The sequence below is a fragment of the Pseudomonas poae genome (genome assembly GCA_028869255.1).
Lineage (GTDB): Bacteria > Pseudomonadota > Gammaproteobacteria > Pseudomonadales > Pseudomonadaceae > Aquipseudomonas > Aquipseudomonas poae_C.
Genome location: CP110972.1, coordinates 4407364 through 4425887, shown reverse-complemented (window position 1 = coordinate 4425887; position 18524 = coordinate 4407364). Strand labels below are relative to the sequence as shown.

14 protein-coding genes are annotated in these 18524 nt (G+C 58.6%); 9 read left to right on the top strand and 5 right to left on the bottom strand.

The features are described 5' to 3' along the window. Positions 1-62: 62 nt before the first annotated feature. From LRS56_20090 to map, 5 genes are all read right to left on the bottom strand, one after another. The gene (locus LRS56_20090) at positions 63-1187 is read right to left on the bottom strand and encodes a M12 family metallopeptidase (GenBank protein WDU61132.1); all 1125 of its coding nucleotides are present in this window, start codon (positions 1185-1187) and stop codon (positions 63-65) included. 349 nt (positions 1188-1536) lie between these two features. Next, positions 1537-2244, bottom strand: a complete 708-nt coding sequence (locus tag LRS56_20085) for a M12 family metallopeptidase (protein ID WDU61131.1) — start codon at positions 2242-2244, stop codon at positions 1537-1539. Positions 2245-2356: 112 nt separating this feature from the next. Further along, a complete protein-coding gene (dapC, locus tag LRS56_20080; GenBank protein WDU61130.1) occupies positions 2357-3556 on the bottom strand; it encodes a succinyldiaminopimelate transaminase in 1200 nt (399 codons plus the stop codon). Positions 3557-3737: 181 nt separating this feature from the next. Further along, positions 3738-6434 (bottom strand): [protein-PII] uridylyltransferase, encoded by a 2697-nt coding sequence (locus tag LRS56_20075; protein WDU61129.1) that lies wholly within the window; start codon positions 6432-6434, stop codon positions 3738-3740. A gap of 63 nt (positions 6435-6497) precedes the next feature. Then, positions 6498-7280, bottom strand: a complete 783-nt coding sequence (gene map, locus LRS56_20070) for a type I methionyl aminopeptidase (GenBank protein WDU61128.1) — start codon at positions 7278-7280, stop codon at positions 6498-6500. 1283 nt (positions 7281-8563) lie between these two features. Here map and rpsB point away from each other — a divergent pair. The 9 genes from rpsB (at position 8564) to bamA (ending at position 18501) form a co-directional block, all read left to right on the top strand. Next, positions 8564-9301, top strand: a complete 738-nt coding sequence (rpsB, locus tag LRS56_20065) for a 30S ribosomal protein S2 (GenBank protein WDU61127.1) — start codon at positions 8564-8566, stop codon at positions 9299-9301. Positions 9302-9503: 202 nt separating this feature from the next. Beyond that, the gene (gene tsf, locus LRS56_20060; GenBank protein ID WDU61126.1) at positions 9504-10367 is read left to right on the top strand and encodes a translation elongation factor Ts; all 864 of its coding nucleotides are present in this window, start codon (positions 9504-9506) and stop codon (positions 10365-10367) included. Between the two features lie 211 nt (positions 10368-10578). Continuing rightward, positions 10579-11322: a UMP kinase gene (gene pyrH, locus LRS56_20055; GenBank protein ID WDU61125.1), complete on the top strand. Its 744-nt coding sequence runs from the start codon at positions 10579-10581 to the stop codon at positions 11320-11322. Continuing rightward, positions 11319-11876 (top strand): ribosome recycling factor, encoded by a 558-nt coding sequence (gene frr / locus LRS56_20050; protein ID WDU61124.1) that lies wholly within the window; start codon positions 11319-11321, stop codon positions 11874-11876. Before pyrH ends, frr begins: the two co-directional genes overlap by 4 nt. A 17-nt stretch (positions 11877-11893) precedes the next feature. Further along, positions 11894-12649 carry a polyprenyl diphosphate synthase gene (gene uppS / locus LRS56_20045; GenBank protein ID WDU61123.1) on the top strand — a complete coding sequence of 252 codons (756 nt, stop codon included), beginning with the start codon at positions 11894-11896 and terminating at the stop codon, positions 12647-12649. Then, the gene (locus tag LRS56_20040) at positions 12650-13459 is read left to right on the top strand and encodes a phosphatidate cytidylyltransferase (GenBank protein ID WDU61122.1); all 810 of its coding nucleotides are present in this window, start codon (positions 12650-12652) and stop codon (positions 13457-13459) included. It begins immediately after the preceding gene. Next, on the top strand, positions 13456-14646 hold the full coding sequence (gene ispC / locus LRS56_20035; protein ID WDU61121.1) for a 1-deoxy-D-xylulose-5-phosphate reductoisomerase: 1191 nt from the start codon (positions 13456-13458) through the stop codon (positions 14644-14646). The genes LRS56_20040 and ispC overlap by 4 nt, the downstream gene beginning before the upstream one ends. 40 nt (positions 14647-14686) lie before the next feature. Then, the gene (gene rseP, locus LRS56_20030; protein ID WDU61120.1) at positions 14687-16039 is read left to right on the top strand and encodes a sigma E protease regulator RseP; all 1353 of its coding nucleotides are present in this window, start codon (positions 14687-14689) and stop codon (positions 16037-16039) included. Between the two features lie 74 nt (positions 16040-16113). After that, complete coding sequence (gene bamA, locus LRS56_20025) at positions 16114-18501, top strand: outer membrane protein assembly factor BamA (protein ID WDU61119.1); 2388 nt, start codon at positions 16114-16116, stop codon at positions 18499-18501. The last annotated feature ends 23 nt before the right edge of the window (positions 18502-18524 follow it).

Below are 18524 nucleotides of genomic sequence, written 5' to 3'. Positions count from 1 at the left end.
ACACCCGTTCCTGGGCGCGCCACTCTGAGTTTTTCGAATGTTATAAACTGCCAAGTTAGCGCTTAGGTAGAGGCCTTAGGAAGGGTTACGTTGGTAAAACCTAGCGCCTTGGCAAACATGTGTTTGATATCGCGTGCCGTGTTCTTTCTATTCGGGTCCCAGTGAATACCCATGGTCGGACTCGCCGGTTGCATATTTTTTGCATCTGTTCCTATTTCGGACCAGGACTTGCCATTGTCGGTTGGTGAAATTCGGATATCCCCGTCTGCCTCGTCGGTAAATTTAATAGATATGTTTATATGCGGTTGCAGTTTTTCGACGTTATGTTTTACAAACTTCTTTTGATCGTCATTCATGCCGAGCAGCGAGACGGTAACGGTTGATAGATCTGGCCAAAGTTTGGTTTTGGCTGCGGTAGCTTTTAGCTGCTCAATGCTCTGCTCCAGAGAAGGAAGGGGGCGTGGTGGATACATTTTTCGAAGTAGCGCTATATCACCTTCTGAAAGCTCATTGTTTTTTGGAATGGCAGGCGCACCGTCTAATTCTTTCGATGTGAATTCATAATGCATAATTGACTTGCTATCGTAATCAGTTATGAGTGGGCCTTTTTTATGCCGTTTTACTGTGTCCAGTACGGAAGTTTTCATGGCTGCTTGTGGGTCGCTAGCTCCTTCGAAACGCTTTATGAGTTCTTCTTCGTTGAATTTTATATCGCGGTCGGGGTGTTGATGCTCGTGAAGTACGCCGATTGCGTGCATGGCTTCGTGTGTGGCGGTAGCGATTACTTTTTCGGCGGAACGGTTGAAGTCCATGAAAAAAGTCGGCTGATCAGCGGGGGCGCGTAGTGCGTCCTTACCTACATATGACGCACCATTTTGACCTTTTACTGCAATAGGCCCTACGCGAATGTCTGCATCCGGTCCTGGGACATATTTGAACTTCAGGTTTACGTACGGGGCGACCTTGCTGAACCCTTTTTTTATAAGCGCCATCTGGTCTTCAGTGGCGCCTTGAAAAGCGATGGTCACGGTTGAGTTTTGTGGCCATTGTCGATAAGTTGCTCCTATGCCGCGCGCGCGTCTTTCACTGGGAGTGGAATCCGCTTGTGTATCTTCATTGGCAATGGGGTCGATTGACGTTGCCGGGTAAGCATTTTCTGGCAAGTGACCATTGTGAATGGGGTTCATTTAACGTGACTCCTGAATTGATGGGCGCGGGATGATATGTTTGCGGTTGTTGAGAACAAACACTATTAAGACGAAGAATTTATGATTTAATCTTCAGAGTGAGCGTATAAATTCTTACGTTGAGTGGTCCGCGCGTCTTGCAAGTTCCAGGGTTTAATTGACTAAGTGTTGCATTATTTGTCATGCGTGAAGCGGCGCTCAGGTTCAGTTTTTTGCTGAACAATCTGCAGGGCTGGAGTGGTACGGCTTAAGCCGCCATCATCAGGTCGATGATGACGTATTGCGGCAAGTATTGGCTGAGGCGAATCTGGAGGGCGTGAGGGGGAGTCGATGGCGCAGGGGTGGGAAGTCAGTCATGGCCTTGAAATCGGCCACGGGTGTATAGCTTGCGAGTGAACGCCTTATCGCCTTTGGACAATGAGTAGTTGACCGGGACCGATCTTCCGTCTTTTGTTTCGTCTGGGGTGATGAAGTAATGCATGACGGATTGGCTGTCGTAGTTTGTTACCAGTAGTTCCGCGCCTGTCGGCAGGTCAAAATAGTTGTCGTATGCATTTTTCTTGTCTTCGTGTTGGGCATAGATGGCTTCCTTATTCCAATTGATATCGTGTTCCGGATGTTGATGTTCATGCTCAAGACCTAGTGCATGGCCGAATTCGTGCAGCGCCGTTTGACGAAATGCTTTTGAGTCATCAGTTCTGTCCAGATGCATTGTTGGTTGACCCTGCGGTATTTTTCTGGCGGAGGAGCCGATCATGGACCAGTTCCCATGCAGGCCTTCGTCATCGGATATTCGGATATCGCCTTTTTTGCCGCTGACAATTCGAAATAGAAGCCCGGGGGTGTTATGAGCCCATTCCCTGATCACATCTATTACCAATGCTTTGCTTTTTTGATCGCCTAAGTCCAGAGCAACCGTAAGGGTGCCGTCTGGCCATCGATTGCGGGCATCTGCGATACCTCTTTTTCCTCGCGCTGCGCCGGCGGAGGCAGATGTTTCGCTATCGAAGGGGGACGGGAGAAGGGGGGGAGTTGCCAGTGGGGGAGTCAGTTTCATGCGCTTTACTCTGGGGGGAAGTGCCAGGTAGTGGCGAGCGCTATGGAGTTGGTTCCGGGTTCAAGCCAGCAAGGCACCTGCACTGCGTTGCACAGTGCGGGTGCCGAAGTGTTTACTGCCTGCGCTGAATGAAATCGCGAATCCGCTCAGCCGCTTCTACGCACTCGGCCAGCGGCGCAACCAGCGCCAGGCGCACACGCCCAGCTCCAGGATTTACGCCATCGGCTTCCCGCGACAGGTACGAACCCGGCACCACGGTCACGTGCTCTTCCACGAACAGATCACGGCAGAAGGCTGCATCGTCGCCCTTCACGTTCGGCCACAGGTAGAAGCCGCCGTCCGGGGCTTGTACATCGAGCACCGGCTTGAGAATGGCCAGCACCGCGTCGAATTTCTCGCGGTACAGGTCACGGTTGGCCTGCACGTGGGCCTCGTCCTGCCAGGCAGCAATGCTCGCCAGCTGGGTTTGCACCGGCATCGCGCAGCCGTGGTAGGTGCGGTACAGCAGAAAGCCCTTGAGGATGTCGGCATCGCCGGCCACAAAGCCCGAGCGCAGGCCCGGCAGGTTGGAACGCTTGGACAGGCTGTGGAACACCACGCAGCGCTTGAAGTCCTGGCGGCCGAGTTCGACGCAGGCGCTGAGCAAGCCTGGTGGCGGGGTTTGTTCGTCGAAGTAGAGTTCGCTGTAGCACTCGTCGGCGGCGATCACGAAGTCGTATTCGTCGGCCAGGGCGATCAGTTTTTTCAGGGTGTCGACCGGGATCAGCGCGCCGGTCGGGTTGCCTGGGGAGCACAGGAACAGGATCTGGCAGCGTTTCCAGATGTCCGGCGACACGGCGTCGAAGTCCGGGTTGAAGCCGTTTTCATCCAGGCACGGCAGGTAATGCGGCTTGGCCCCGGCCAGGAATGCGGCGCCTTCGTAGATCTGGTAGAACGGGTTCGGGCTGACCACCAGTGCATCGTCGCCCCGGTTGACCACGGTCTGGGTGAAGGCGAACAGCGCTTCACGGGTGCCGTTGACCGGCAGGATATTGCGCGCCGGGTCGAGCCAGCCCTTGGGCACATTGAAGCGGTGTTCGCACCAGGCGCCAATGGCCTCGCGCAGGGCCGGGATGCCCAGGGTGGTTGGGTACACCGCCATCTGGTCGAGGTTGTTGCTCAGCGCCTCGGCCACAAACTGCGGCGACGTGTGCTTGGGCTCGCCGATGGACAGCGCGATCGGGCGTTTGCTCGGGTTGGGCGTGACGCTGCCGAGCAGGGCGCGCAGTTTCTCGAATGGGTAGGGCTGCAGCTGGTTCAGGGCGTTGTTCATCGAAAGTCTCGTCAAATTCGGTTGAAAGCATTCGGTCTGCTAGGCAAAGCAATTCAAATGTGGGAGCGGGCTTGCTCGCGAAGACGGTTTGTCAGTTACACATACATTGACTGGCCCATCGCATTCGCGAGCAAGCCCGCTCCCACACAAGCCCGGCTCCACGGGAGGCGCCGGGTGTTCATCAAATGGTCAGGCGCGTCAGCTCGGGTTCCTGGCTCACGCTCAATTGCTGGACGATGGCTTCCTGCAAGCGGCGGCACAGTTCCGGGTCGGACAGCGGCTGGTTGTCCGCATCGGTAATAAAGAACACGTCTTCCACGCGCTCGCCGAGGGTCGCGATCTTGGCGTTCTGCAATGAGAGGTCGAACTCCAGGAAAATCCCGCCGATGCGTGCCAGCAGGCCCGGGCGGTCGGGGGCGCTGAGCTCCAGCACGGTCACCGGGCGCTGGGCGTCGTTGGAAATGGTCACCTGGGGCGCAAAGGCAAAGTGCTTGAGCTGGCGTGGTACGCGGCGCTGGATGATGGTCGGGTAGTCGTCGGGGTTGCGCAGGGCCTCGGTGAGCCCTTCGCGGATCTTTTTCACCCGCGCCGGGTTATCGCCGATGGACTCACCCTCGGTGTCGAGCACGATATAGGTGTCGAGGGTGAACTGGCTGCTGGAGGTAATCACCCGGGCGTCATGAATGTTCAGGTTGAGCTGGTCCATGGCCGCTACGGTCACGGCGAAGAAGTCGTGCTGGTCCGGCGCGTAGATGAAGATCTGCGTGCCGCCCTCGAATTCGCGCTGGGTGGTTTCCTTGATCAGCACCAACGGGCCACCATCGGCGGGCTGCTGCAGGATCGCGTCACTGTGCCAGGCCACGTCGCCGGCGGTATGGCGCAGGAAGTAGTCATCGCCCAGTTGCGACCACAGTTGCTCCACATCGTCCGGATCGTTGCCGCCGCGCACCAGGATATCCAGGGCCGCGCTTTGGGTGCGGCGGATCTGTTCTTCGCGGTCCACCGGGTTCTCCAGGCCACGGCGCAGGGCGCGCTTGGTCTCGGTATAGAGCTGGCGCAACAGGCTGGCACGCCAGGAGTTCCACAGCGTCGGGTTGGTGGCGTTGATGTCGGAGACGGTCAGCACGTAGAGATAGTCGAGGCGGGTTTCATCCTCCACGATCCCGGCGAAGTCATGGATCACCTGCGGGTCGGACAAGTCCTTGCGCTGGGCGGTGGTCGACATCACCAGGTGATTCTGTACCAGCCAGACGATCAGGCGGCTGTCCCACAGCGGCAACTGGTGGCGCTGGCAGAAGGCTTCGGCATCCACCGCGCCGATTTCCGAGTGGTCGCCATGGCGGCCCTTGCCGATGTCGTGGTACAGGCCGGCCAGGTAGATCAGCTCAGGCTTGGGCAGCTTGGCCATCAGCTTACTGGCCAGCGGGAATTTCTCTGACACCTGGGTGTACTGCAGCTTACGCAGGTGCTTGATCAGGTTCAGGGTGTGGGCGTCCACGGTATAGATGTGGAACAGGTCGTGCTGCATCTGCCCGACAATAAAGCCGAACTCCGGCAGGTAGCGCCCGAGGATGCCGTAACGGTTCATCCGCCGCAGGTTGCGGTGTATGCCGATCTTGCACTTGAACAGCTCGATAAACAGGCTGGTGTTACGGATGTCGTTGCGAAAGTCATCATCGATCAGGTGACGGTTTTCGCGCAGCAGGCGGATGGTGTCCGCGCGCACGCCTTTGATCTCCGGCTGTTGGGCCATCAACACGAAGATTTCCAGCATGGCGAACGGGGTACGGCGGAACACGTTGTCGTTGCGCGCCTCGATATAGCCGTCGTGCAGTTGGAAGCGCGAGTTGATCGGCTGGGGCGGCGCTTCGTCGTCGGGGGCCAGGATCACCTCTTCGAAGTGCTGGATGATCAGGTCGCTGAGCTGTGCAATGCTCATGACCACCCGGTAATACTGCTGCATGAAGCTTTCGATGCTGGTTTTCGCGTCTTCGCCTTCGAAACCCAGCAGGGTCGCGATGGAGCGCTGATGGTCGAACAGCAGGCGATCTTCGGAGCGCCCGGCGAGCATGTGCAGGGCGTAGCGCACCTTCCACAGAAACTCCTGGGACGAGGCCAGCAGGGCGTTTTCGCTCTCCACCAGGAAGCCCTCGCCAGCCAGGGCGCGCAGGTTCAGGGTGCCGTACTGGCGGCGCGCTACCCACAAAATCGTCTGGATGTCCCGCAGCCCGCCCGGCGAGCCTTTGACGTTGGGTTCCAGGTTGTATTCGGTGTCGTTGTACTTGTGGTGCCGGGCCTTCTGCTCGGCGCGCTTGGCCAGGAAGAACTCCTTGCTGGGCCACATGTGCGCGGTACTGGTGACCTCGAGCATGCGCTGGCGCAGGCGCTCGGGGCCGGCGATGGTGCGGCTTTCCATCAAGTTGGTGATCACGGTGAGGTCGGCGCGGGCCTCTTCGGCGCATTCGTCCACCGAGCGTACGCTCTGGCCGACTTCCAGGCCGATGTCCCACAGCAGCGTCAGAAAACGCTCGATGGAATCGCGAAAGATCTCATGATCGGCGCTGTCGAGCAGGATCAGCAGGTCGATGTCGGAGTAGGGGTGCAGCTCGCCGCGACCGTAGCCGCCGACCGCCACCAGGGCGATATCGGCGTCTTCACTCCAGCTGAATTGTTCCCAGGCCTTTTGCAGGATGTTATCGACGAACCAGGCGCGGTCCTCGATCAGCCGACGGATGTCCCGGCCACTGCGAAAGCGCTCATCGAGCACCTCGCGGGCCTGGCGGATCGCCTTCTTGAACGCGGCGATGGGGCTTGCCTTCAGGGCCAGTTCGGCCTGGAACTGGCCGCGGTCGAAGAGTTCGGGGTCCACCTGGGGCATCGATCGGCTTTCCTTCTATCTATCAGTCAGTCACAACACAGTGGGGGAAAACCTGGGTGATCCTTACGCGGAAACGCGGGGGATCGTGTCGTCCGCACGCAGGGTGAAGATCTCGTAGCCGGTGTCGGTGACCAGCAGGGTGTGTTCCCACTGGGCCGAGAGTTTGCGGTCCTTGGTGATGGCAGTCCAGCCGTCGCCCAGCACCTTGGTGTCGGCCTTGCCCTGGTTGATCATTGGCTCGATGGTGAAGGTCATGCCGGCCTTGAGTTCCATGCCGGTGCCGGCGCGGCCGTAGTGCAGGATCTGCGGTTCTTCGTGGAACACTGTGCCGATGCCATGGCCGCAGAATTCACGGACCACCGAGAAACCGTTCTTTTCGGCGTGTTTCTGGATCACTTCGCCGATGTCGCCCAGGCGGCAGCCGGGCTTGACTATTTCGATGGCCTTGTACATGCATTCCTGGGTGACTTGGGACAGGCGCTCGGCCCATACCGGCACGGTGCCGACGTGGAACATGCGGCTGGTGTCGCCGAAGTAGCCATCCTTGATCACGGTGACGTCGATGTTCAGGGTGTCGCCGTCCTTCAAAGGTTTGTCGCCCGGAATTCCGTGGCAGACCACGTGGTTGACCGAGGTGCAGATCGACTTGGGGAAGCCTTTGTAGTTCAGCGGGGCAGGGATGGCTTTTTGCACATCGACGATGTAGTCGTGGCAGATCTGGTTCAGGGTTTCGGTGGTGACGCCGGGCTTGACGTGTTCGGCGATCATTTCGAGCACGTCGGCAGCCAGTTTGCCGGCGATGCGCATGCCAGCGATGTCTTCGGCGGTTTTCAAGCTAACGGTCATACAGGCTCTCTCTAGCGCGACGCGCTGAAATCAATACGGTTTACGGGCGTGCGACAAAAGGTTATGGAATTCGCACAAGCCACAGAAAAACGCGATTCTAGCAGACGATGGGGGCAAGTCATGAGCTCCTGATCATCGCTTCTATCTATAGGGGCTTTAGGTGAGTGAGTGAATATCCGTTGCTGCGGTTATGGCGGCTTATGGTTCCGCTCTTACAGCGGGTCACTTTTGGAAAAGCGCCAAAAGTAACCAAAAACGCTTCGCCCCATCACTCGGCACCTCGCCTCCGGCTCGGTGTGCCCTCACTCCGGCTTTGGAGCGTGGGCCGCCGCGATGGGCCATCCATGGCCCAGCGCGGCTAACCCGGCGTCCTGCCGGGTTGCCCACGCTCCAAAGCCTGCGTTCGGCCATCGTGATTGACGGGGCGCCTGAGATCAAAAGCGCAGATCAAAAGATCGCTGACTTCGTCAGCGGTAAGGATGTAAGGGCCAGATCAAAAACAAAGCGAGGCGGCCTGACAGCCGACCTAATCATTAAAGCCTTCCTCGGTTCAAATGTGGGAGCTGGCTTGCCTGCGATGGCATCAACTCGGTATGCCTGATGTACCGAGGTGCCTGTATCGCAGCGATGCGGCGACCCGACAAGCCAGCTCTCACAGAAAAGCACCCCACTGCGCACGCCGAACCGCTTTTGATCTACACCACTCAGGTCGGCTACTAGGCCGCCGTGCTCTGCTTTTGATTTTGATCTTGATCCTAGGCGCCCCATTAACCACGCTGGCCGCACGCAGGCTTGAATCCGTGGGTAACCCGGCAGGACGCCGGGTTAGCCGCGCTGGGCCAAGGATGGCCCATCGCGGCGGCCCACGGATTCAAGTCTGCGTGCGGGCACACCGAGCCGGAGGCGAGGTGCCGAGTGGTGGGGCAAGAGCCCTTTGGTTACTTTGGGGCTCTTTTCCAAAGTGACTCGCTGTAAGAGCGAAACCAATATCCGCCGTGACCTAAACAACGGATATGTCCCCAGCAGACCAAACCCCCACGCCCCCCTACAAGCGAGCTTCTCAGCTCATTTCAACGGCTTACCCCACCCCACCCCACATCAACCGCGATTGCGTGTTTCGTTTTTCTCCTTCGTGTGGTATAAAATGCGCCGCTTTCCGGGGATACCCCGCAAAGCTTAAATCCACACACGTGTCGACACGATGACCTGGGTGCCGGAGGCGAATGCCGCTGGTTGGTCATTGGGATACGTGGAGGCCAAACCCGACTTATTAAGGAACTATCATGTCCCAAGTCAACATGCGCGATATGCTGAAGGCCGGTGTGCACTTCGGTCACCAGACCCGTTACTGGAACCCGAAAATGGGTAAATACATTTTCGGCGCGCGTAACAAGATCCACATCATCAACCTTGAAAAAACCCTGCCAATGTTCAACGAAGCTCTGACTTTCGTAGAGCGTCTGGCCCAGGGCAAAAACAAGATTCTGTTCGTCGGCACCAAGCGTTCCGCTGGCAAGATCGTTGCTGAAGAAGCAGCACGTTGCGGTTCGCCGTACGTCGATCACCGCTGGTTGGGCGGCATGCTGACCAACTTCAAAACCATCCGTGCTTCCATCAAGCGTCTGCGTGACCTTGAAGTGCAAGCCGAAGACGGTACTTTCGCCAAGCTGACCAAGAAAGAGGCGCTGATGCGCACTCGCGACCTGGAAAAGCTCGATCGTTCCCTGGGTGGTATCAAGGACATGGGCGGTCTGCCTGACGCACTGTTCGTTATCGACGTTGATCACGAGCGCATCGCGATCACCGAAGCCAACAAGCTGGGCATCCCTGTTATCGGCGTAGTCGATACCAACAGCAGCCCGGAAGGCGTTGACTACATCATCCCAGGCAACGATGACGCAATCCGCGCTATCCAGCTGTACATGGGTTCGATGGCTGACGCTGTAATCCGTGGTCGCAACCACGTTGCTGGTGGTACCGAGCAGTTCGTTGAAGAAGCTCCGGTAGCTGCCGCTGAGTAATTGACGCCCTGGCGTTGACTCAGTAAGCAAAAAGGGGGCTTGGCCCCCTTTTTGCCACCTCGAAAACCATTTGTTGGCGCCCGCTGTGGCAGCGCAACCTAGCGACTGTAACGTGCAGCAGCCTACAAGGGTGATTCGGGAAGAATTGATCGCCCGTTTGATCGGGTGGAATGGTTGAAAACCTATCCAAGAGGATTTTGAAATGGCAGAGATTACTGCAGCGTTGGTTAAAGAACTGCGTGAGCGCACCGGCGAAGGCATGATGGATTGCAAAAAGGCCTTGACCAAGGCCGGCGGCGACATCGAAAAAGCCATCGACGACATGCGTGCTTCGGGCGCCATCAAGGCTGCCAAGAAAGCAGGCAACGTGGCTGCTGAAGGCGCTATCGCTCTGGTTGAAGACGGCAAAGCCGCCGTTCTGCTGGAAGTGAACTCCCAGACCGACTTCCTGGCTCTGCAGGACGACTTCAAGGCGTTCGTTGCTGCCAGCGTCAAGAAAGCATTCGACGACAAGCTGACTACTGTTGAGCCGTTGATCGAAGCTCAAGAAGCTGCTCGCCTGGTACTGGTCGGCAAGGTTGGCGAAAACGTCAACATCCGTCGCCTGGCCCGCATCGAAGGTGATGTGGTTGGTGGCTACCTGCACGGCAACAAAATCGGCGTTGTGGTTGCCCTGAAAGGCGGCGACGTTGAACTGGCTAAAGACATCGCTATGCACGTAGCAGCCAGCAACCCTGAATTCCTGCTGCCATCTGAAGTCTCCGCTGACGCAATCGAACGCGAAAAAGCCGTGTTCCTGAGCCTCAACGCTGACAAGATCGCCGGCAAGCCGGAAAACATCGTTGAAAACATGATCAAAGGCCGTATCAGCAAGTTCCTGGCTGAAGCGAGCCTGGTTGAGCAGGCGTTCGTCAAGAACCCTGAAATCAAGGTTGGCGAACTGGCCAAGAAAGCCGGTGCTGAAATCGTTTCCTTCACCTACTACAAGGTAGGCGAAGGCATCGAGAAGCCGGTCGACAACTTCGCTGAAGAAGTTGCTGCCCAGCTGGCTGCCGCCAAGCAATAAGACAGTTTTTAACTGTCGCCCGAAAGAGGCTGCCCGCTCACGCGCGCAGCCTCTTTTCAAATGGGAAGGTCGATTTTATTTGGCTTCCCCTCGGAACTGGCTTACAAAGCCGTGTTCCGATGGCGCTGTGACAGCGTCCAGCTAGAGTGAACGCAAGCCGTAAACGGCTCGCCAAGAATTTTTAAAAAATACGCCGCAGGAGAGATTCGCAATGGCTCAGCAGGGCAGTGGTTATCAGGCTCGCTATAAACGCATTCTACTCAAGCTTAGCGGCGAGGCCCTGATGGGCTCGGAAGAGTTCGGGATCGATCCCAAGGTACTCGACCGCATGGCGCTGGAAGTCGGCCAACTGGTCGGTATCGGCGTACAGGTCGGCCTGGTGATTGGTGGTGGCAACCTGTTCCGCGGCGCGGCACTGAGTGCTGCCGGCATGGATCGGGTTACCGGCGACCACATGGGCATGCTGGCCACTGTGATGAACGCCCTGGCCATGCGCGACGCCCTGGAGCGTGCCAATATCTCGGCTATCGTGATGTCGGCTATTTCCATGGTTGGCGTGACCGATCACTATGATCGCCGCAAAGCCATGCGCCACTTGAACTCCAAAGAAGTGGTGATCTTCGCGGCCGGTACCGGTAACCCGTTCTTCACCACCGATTCGGCGGCTTGCCTGCGTGCCATCGAAATCGATGCCGACGTGGTGCTCAAGGCCACCAAGGTGGATGGCGTGTACACCGCTGACCCATTCAAAGACCCGCATGCCGAGAAGTTCGATCATCTGACCTACGATGAAGTGCTGGATCGCAAGCTGGGTGTGATGGACCTGACGGCTATTTGCCTGTGCCGCGACCACAAGATGCCGCTGCGCGTATTTAACATGAACAAGCCCGGCGCCCTGCTGAATATCGTACACGGCGGCGCGGAAGGGACTCTGATCGAGGAAGGCCAACAATGATCAACGAAATCAAGAAAGACGCCCAAGCGCGTATGCAAAAATCCCTGGAGTCTCTGAGCCATGCATTCGGCCAGATTCGTACCGGTAAAGCGCACCCGAGCATCCTGGGCAGCGTGATGGTGCCTTACTACGGCGCCGACACCCCGCTGAGCGGTGTGGCCAACGTCACCGTAAAAGACTCGCGCACCCTGCAAGTCGTGGCCTTCGAGCGCAATATGCTCGCCGCCGTCGACAAAGCCATCCAGAGCGCGGGCCTGAACCTCAACCCGACCAACCTGGGTGAGTTGCTGCTGATCTCCATGCCGGCCCTGACCGAAGAGACCCGCAAGGGCTTCACCAAGCAGGCGCGCAGCGCAGCTGAAGATGCGCGTGTTGCCGTGCGCAACATCCGTCGTGATGCCTTGGGTGACCTGAAGAAGCTGGTCAAGGACAAGGAAATCAGCGAAGACGAAGAGCGTCGTGCCGTCGCCGATATCGATAAGCTGACCAAAGACGCCGAGGCGCAGATCACCAAAGCGACCGAAGAAAAAGAAAAGGACCTGATGGCCGTATAAGGGGTCAGGACGCCTTCATGGAAAAGACCAAGCAGACTGTACCCTCTGTGGTGCCGCGCCATGTCGCGATCATCATGGATGGGAATAATCGCTGGGCGAAGAAACGCTTTATGCCGGGTGTCGCCGGGCATAAAGCGGGTGTCGATGCGGTGCGGGCTGTTATCGAGGTGTGCGCTGAGGCCAAGGTCGAGGTGTTGACCCTGTTCGCCTTTTCCAGTGAGAACTGGCAGCGTCCGGCCGAAGAAGTCAGTGCCCTGATGGACCTGTTCTTCAAGGCCCTGCGCCGTGAGGCCAAGCGCCTCAATGACAACAACATCAGCCTGCGAATCATTGGTGATCGCTCGCGGTTCCATCCGGAGCTGCAAGCGGCCATGCGCGAGGCCGAAGCCATCACCGCGGGCAGCGATCGTTTTGTGTTGCAGATTGCAGCCAACTACGGCGGCCAGTGGGATATCGCCCAGGCCGCACAGCGGCTGGCTCGCGAAGTACAGGCCGGCCATCTGCGCCCCGAAGACATCACGCCCGAACTGTTGCAAACCTGCCTGGTCACCGGCGACCTGCCGTTGCCGGACTTGTGCATCCGCACCGGTGGCGAGCACCGCATCAGCAATTTCCTGCTGTGGCAACTGGCCTATACCGAGTTGTACTTCTCCGACCTGTTCTGGCCGGACTTCAAACACGATGCCATGCGCACTGCGCTGGCCGATTTCGCTTCCCGTCAGCGTCGCTTCGGTAAAACGAGCGAGCAGATCGAAGCTGGAGCCCGGGTTTAAATGCTTAAACAACGAATCATCACCGCACTGATCCTGTTGCCGATCGCCTTGTGCGGGTTTTTCCTGCTCGAAGGTTCCGGCTTTGCGCTGTTTATTGGCCTGGTGGTGACCCTCGGCGCCTGGGAATGGGCGCGCCTGGCGGGCTTCAATGCGCAATTGCCACGTGTGGTGTATGCCGCTCTCGTGGCGCTGTTGCTGTTCCTGATGCATACCTTGTCCAGCATCGTAGTGCCATGGGTATTGGGCGCGGCGGTGCTGTGGTGGGCGCTTGCAACCTTCCTGGTGCTGACCTATCCGCGCACCAGCGGCCACTGGTCCAGCGTGGCCAGTAAATTGGTGATTGGTTTGTTGGTTCTGCTGCCGGCCTGGCAAGGCTTGGTAGAAATCAAAAACGCTCCGATGGGCAACTGGCTGATCATGGCGGTGATGGTGCTGGTCTGGGGGGCTGATATTGGCGCCTACTTCTCCGGTCGGGCCTTCGGCAAGCGCAAGCTGGCGCCGGCCGTGAGCCCGGGCAAGAGCTGGGAAGGTGTATACGGCGGCCTGGCGCTGACATTGCTGATCACCCTGGTGGTCGGTGTGGTGCGTGACTGGGCGGTGGCGGACATCCTCCTGGCCCTCTTGGGTACAGCCATCGTCGTATTTATTTCGGTAGTGGGTGACCTCACCGAAAGCATGTTCAAGCGCCAGGCCGGGATCAAGGACAGCAGCAACTTGCTGCCGGGCCATGGGGGCGTGCTGGATCGCATCGACAGCCTGACGGCGGCTATCCCGATCTTCGCCGTGCTGTTGTGGATGACCGCTCCGTGAGCCGCCTGCAACAAGTGACCGTGCTGGGCGCAACCGGCTCGGTAGGGCTGAGCGCCCTGGATGTGATCGCTCGCCACCCGGATCGCTACCAGGTGTTCGCCTTGACCGGCTTCAGCCGCCTGAGCGAGTTGCTGGCCTTGTGTGTGCGTCACACGCCGCGCTTTGCCGTGGTGCCTGAGGCCGGCGCGGCGCGGGGGCTGCAGGATGATCTGCGGGCTGCCGGGCTGGCCACTCAGGTGCTGGTGGGGGAGGAGGGGCTGTGTCAGGTCTCGGCCGATGCCGAAGTGGATACCGTGGTCGCCGCCATCGTCGGCGCCGCCGGCCTGCGCCCGACCTTGGCCGCCGTCGACGCCGGCAAGAAGATCCTGCTGGCCAATAAGGAAGCGCTGGTCATGTCCGGCGCGCTCTTTATGCAGGCAGTGCGCAAAAGCGGCGCCGTGCTGCTGCCTCTCGACAGTGAGCACAATGCAATTTTCCAGTGCATGCCCGGTGATTTTGCCCGTGGCCTGAGCCAGGTGGGCGTACGCAGGATTCTTCTCACGGCGTCCGGCGGCCCGTTCCGCCAAACTCCGCTGGCCGAGCTTGCACACGTGTCGCCTGACCAGGCCTGCGCGCATCCTAACTGGTCGATGGGGCGCAAGATCTCCGTCGACTCGGCGAGCATGATGAACAAAGGCCTGGAGCTGATCGAGGCGTGCTGGTTGTTCGACGCCCGGCCCGATCAGGTTGAGGTGGTGATTCACCCGCAAAGTGTGATTCATTCCCTGGTCGACTATGTGGATGGTTCGGTTTTGGCGCAGTTGGGCAATCCCGATATGCGCACCCCGATCGCCAATGCCCTGGCCTGGCCTGAGCGTATTGATTCCGGCGTGGCGCCACTGGACCTGTTCGCTATTGCGCGGCTGGACTTCGAGGCACCGGACGAGCAGCGTTTTCCCTGCCTGCGCCTGGCGCGGCAAGCGGCAGAAGCGGGCAACAGTGCGCCGGCGATGCTCAATGCGGCCAACGAAGTGGCGGTGGCGGCGTTTCTCGAGCGGCGTATTCGTTTTCCGCAGATCGCGAGTATCATCGAGGACGTCCTGGGTCTTGAGCCCGTAGTGGCGGTGAGTGATCTGGGGGCGGTATTCGAGGCGGATACCAAGGCTCGGGCCCTGGCCGAACAATGGTTGAGCCGCAACGCGCGTTAGCCTGACCTTCAGGCACTGGATTGGAATGCGGAGAAATTAGATGAGTGCGCTTTACATGATTGTCGGCACCCTGGTTGCTCTGGGTGTGCTGGTTACCTTCCACGAATTCGGCCACTTCTGGGTGGCGCGTCGTTGCGGCGTCAAGGTACTGCGCTTTTCCGTCGGTTTCGGCATGCCGCTGGTGCGCTGGCACGACCGTCGCGGCACCGAGTTCGTGATTGCGGCCATCCCGTTGGGTGGCTACGTCAAGATGCTGGATGAGCGCGAAGGCGAGGTTCCGGCAGATCAGCTCGACCAGTCGTTCAATCGCAAGACCGTTCGTCAGCGCATCGCGATTGTTGCCGCCGGTCCGATCGCCAACTTCCTGCTGGCGATGGTGTTCTTCTGGGTCCTGGCCATGCTGGGCAGCCAGCAGGTACGCCCGGTCATCGGCGCGGTCGAAGCGGACAGCATGGCGGCCAAGGCCGGTTTGGTTGCCGGGCAGGAAATTGTTTCCATTGATGGCGAGCCCACCACCGGCTGGGGCGCGGTCAACTTGCAGCTGGTTCGTCGCCTGGGCGAAAGCGGCACCGTCAATGTGGTGGTGCGCGAGCAGGACTCCAGCGCCGAAACGCCGCGAGAGCTGGCATTGGACCATTGGCTGAAGGGCGCCGACGAGCCTGATCCGATCAAGTCTCTGGGGATTCGTCCGTGGCGTCCTTCGCTGCCGCCGGTACTCGCCGAGCTGGATCCGAAGGGGCCGGCCCAGGCCGCAGGTCTGAAAACCGGCGACCGCCTACTGGCCCTTGATGGTCAGCCGTTGGGTGACTGGCAGCAAGTGGTCGACCTGGTGCGCGTACGTCCTGATACCAAAATTGTGCTGAAAGTTGAGCGCGACGGTGCTCAAATCGACGTCCCCGTGACCTTGTCGGTTCGGGGCGAAGCCAAGGCGGCCGGGGGTTACCTGGGGGCTGGCGTCAAGAGTCCCGAGTGGCCGCCGTCAATGGTGCGCGAGGTCAGCTTCGGGCCGTTGGCGGCAATTGGCGAGGGTGCAAAACGCACTTGGACCATGAGTGTGCTGACCCTCGAATCGCTCAAGAAAATGTTGTTCGGTGAGCTCTCGGTAAAAAACTTGAGTGGACCGATAACCATTGCTAAAGTGGCGGGCGCTTCTGCCCAGTCGGGTGTCGCGGATTTCCTGAATTTCCTGGCTTATCTGAGTATTAGCCTGGGTGTTCTGAATTTGCTGCCCATTCCAGTATTGGACGGGGGGCATCTGTTGTTTTATCTGGTCGAGTGGGTGCGTGGTCGCCCCTTGTCAGATCGGGTGCAGGGTTGGGGGATACAGATCGGTATCAGTTTGGTGGTCGGGGTGATGTTGTTAGCCCTTGTCAACGATCTGGGTCGACTGTAACGCTTCGCTGAATTGCGAATCTGCCGCATTTTGCGGCAGTTTGTTTATTGCCAGTTGGAATAAGAAAGGACTTCATGAAACGTCTGCTGCTAACTGCGGTTCTCACCGTATTGATGATCGCCGAAGTTCACGCCGAGTCCTTCACCATCTCCGATATTCGCGTCAACGGCCTCCAGCGGGTTTCCGCGGGTAGCGTCTTTGGTGCCTTGCCGTTGAACGTTGGGGAACAGGCTGATGACCGTCGCCTGGTGGAATCCACTCGTGCGCTGTTCAAAACCGGTTTCTTTCAAGACATCCAACTGGGTCGCGAAGGCAACGTCCTGGTCATCACGGTCGTCGAACGACCGTCCGTCGCCAGTATCGAGATCGAAGGTAACAAGGCGATCTCGACTGAAGACCTGATGAAAGGCTTGAAACAATCCGGCCTGGCCGAAGGCGAGATCTTCCAGCGCGCCACCCTTGAAGGTGTGCGTAACGAGCTGCAACGCCAGTACGTTGCCCAGGGCCGCTACTCCGCGACCGTGGAAACCGAAGTGGTACCGCAGCCTCGCAACCGTGTTGGCCTCAAGGTCAACATCAACGAAGGCACTGTGGCGGCGATTCAGCACATCAACGTGGTGGGCAATACCAAGTTCGCTGATGAAGACCTGATCGACCTGTTCGAACTCAAGACCACCAACTGGCTGTCGTTCTTCAAGAACGATGACAAGTACGCCCGTGAAAAACTCTCCGGTGACCTGGAACGTCTGCGTTCCTACTACCTGGACCGTGGCTACATCAACATGGATATCGCTTCGACCCAGGTGTCCATCACCCCGGACAAGAAGCACGTCTACATCACCGTCAACGTTAACGAAGGCGAGAAGTACAAGGTTCGCGACGTTAAGCTGAGCGGCGACCTGAAAGTACCTGAAGACCAGGTCAAGGCCTTGCTGCTGGTGCAGAAAGACCAGGTGTTCTCGCGCAAGCTGATGACCACCACCTCCGAGCTGATCACCCGCCGCCTGGGTAACGAGGGCTACACCTTCGCCAACGTCAACGGCGTGCCGACCCCGCATGATGATGACCACACTGTGGACATCACCTTTGTGGTCGACCCGGGCAAGCGTGCCTACGTGAACCGCATCAACTTCCGCGGCAACACCAAGTCTGCGGACGAAGTGCTGCGCCGTGAAATGCGCCAGATGGAAGGTGGCTGGGCGTCGACTTACCTGATCGACCAGTCCAAGACCCGTCTTGAGCGTCTGGGCTTCTTCAAGGAAGTCAACGTGGAAACTCCGGCCGTGCCGGGTGTGGATGACCAGGTTGACGTGAACTACGCCGTGGAAGAGCAAGCGTCGGGTTCGATCACCGCCAGCGTCGGTTTCGCACAGAGTGCCGGCCTGATCCTCGGTGGTTCGATCACCCAGAACAACTTCCTCGGTACCGGTAACCGTGTATCCATCGGCCTGACCCGAAGCGAATACCAGAGCCGATATAACTTCGGTTATACCGACCCCTACTGGACTGCAGACGGTGTGAGCCTGGGCTATAACGCCTTCTACCGCACCACCGACTACAAAGACCTCGACGTTGACGTTGCAAGCTATGCGATCGACAGCCTCGGTGCCGGTGTCAACATCGGTTACCCGATCAGCGAGACCTCGCGCCTGACGTTCGGCTTGACCGCGCAACAGGATGAGATCAAGACCGGTGTGTACACCGTGGATGAGATCTTCGACTTCACCCGTCGTGAAGGCGACAAGTTCCTGAACTTCAAGGCGTCTGCCGGCTGGTCCGAGTCGACCCTGAACAAAGGGGTACTGGCGACACGTGGCCATTCCCAGAGCCTGACCCTGGAAACCACCACGCCGGGCAGTGACCTGTCGTTCTTCAAGCTCGACTATCGTGGCCAGTTGTTCACGCCGTTGAGCGACAACTACACCATGCGTCTGCACACTGAGCTGGGCTATGGCGACGGTTATGGTTCGACCAACGGTCTGCCGTTCTACGAGAACTACTATGCGGGTGGCTTCAACTCCGTACGTGGCTTTAAAGACAGCACCTTGGGCCCGCGTGGTACGCCGAGCCGTGGTGTCGGTGTAACCGGTAACCAGGGTACTGTGGCTGACTCCGACAACGACCCGCTGCCATTCGGTGGTAACGTGTTGATCCAGGGTGGTGCGGAGATTCTGTTCCCGCTGCCGTTCGTCAAGGATCAGCGTTCGCTGCGTACCTCGGTATTCTGGGACGTGGGTAACGTGTTTGACTCCAAGTGCGAGCAGATCCGCAACCCGAGCGGCGTGAAGTCCGACACTCAGTGCAACGACGTGAGCCTCAGCAACCTGGCAAGCTCCGTGGGTGTGGGTGTGACTTGGGTGACTGCGCTTGGCCCATTGAGCTTTGCTCTGGCCATGCCGATCAAGAAACCGGATAACGCTGAAACCCAGATTTTCCAATTCTCCCTCGGCCAGACGTTCTAAGCGTCTGACCCAAGATAACGACA

What these genes read in the sequence shown, in the direction of transcription:
- uppS (WDU61123.1), top strand. Translation starts at nt 11,894, where the DNA reads ATGGAAAAGACCAAGCAGACTGTACCCTCTGTGGTGCCGCGCCATGTC.
- frr (WDU61124.1), top strand. Translation starts at nt 11,319, where the DNA reads ATGATCAACGAAATCAAGAAAGACGCCCAAGCGCGTATGCAAAAATCC.
- LRS56_20040 (WDU61122.1), top strand. Translation starts at nt 12,650, where the DNA reads ATGCTTAAACAACGAATCATCACCGCACTGATCCTGTTGCCGATCGCC.
- pyrH (WDU61125.1), top strand. Translation starts at nt 10,579, where the DNA reads ATGGCTCAGCAGGGCAGTGGTTATCAGGCTCGCTATAAACGCATTCTA.
- LRS56_20090 (WDU61132.1), bottom strand. Translation starts at nt 1,187, where the DNA reads ATGAACCCCATTCACAATGGTCACTTGCCAGAAAATGCTTACCCGGCA.
- LRS56_20075 (WDU61129.1), bottom strand. Translation starts at nt 6,434, where the DNA reads ATGCCCCAGGTGGACCCCGAACTCTTCGACCGCGGCCAGTTCCAGGCC.
- map (WDU61128.1), bottom strand. Translation starts at nt 7,280, where the DNA reads ATGACCGTTAGCTTGAAAACCGCCGAAGACATCGCTGGCATGCGCATC.
- dapC (WDU61130.1), bottom strand. Translation starts at nt 3,556, where the DNA reads ATGAACAACGCCCTGAACCAGCTGCAGCCCTACCCATTCGAGAAACTG.
- bamA (WDU61119.1), top strand. Translation starts at nt 16,114, where the DNA reads ATGAAACGTCTGCTGCTAACTGCGGTTCTCACCGTATTGATGATCGCC.
- LRS56_20085 (WDU61131.1), bottom strand. Translation starts at nt 2,244, where the DNA reads ATGAAACTGACTCCCCCACTGGCAACTCCCCCCCTTCTCCCGTCCCCC.
- rpsB (WDU61127.1), top strand. Translation starts at nt 8,564, where the DNA reads ATGTCCCAAGTCAACATGCGCGATATGCTGAAGGCCGGTGTGCACTTC.
- rseP (WDU61120.1), top strand. Translation starts at nt 14,687, where the DNA reads ATGAGTGCGCTTTACATGATTGTCGGCACCCTGGTTGCTCTGGGTGTG.
- tsf (WDU61126.1), top strand. Translation starts at nt 9,504, where the DNA reads ATGGCAGAGATTACTGCAGCGTTGGTTAAAGAACTGCGTGAGCGCACC.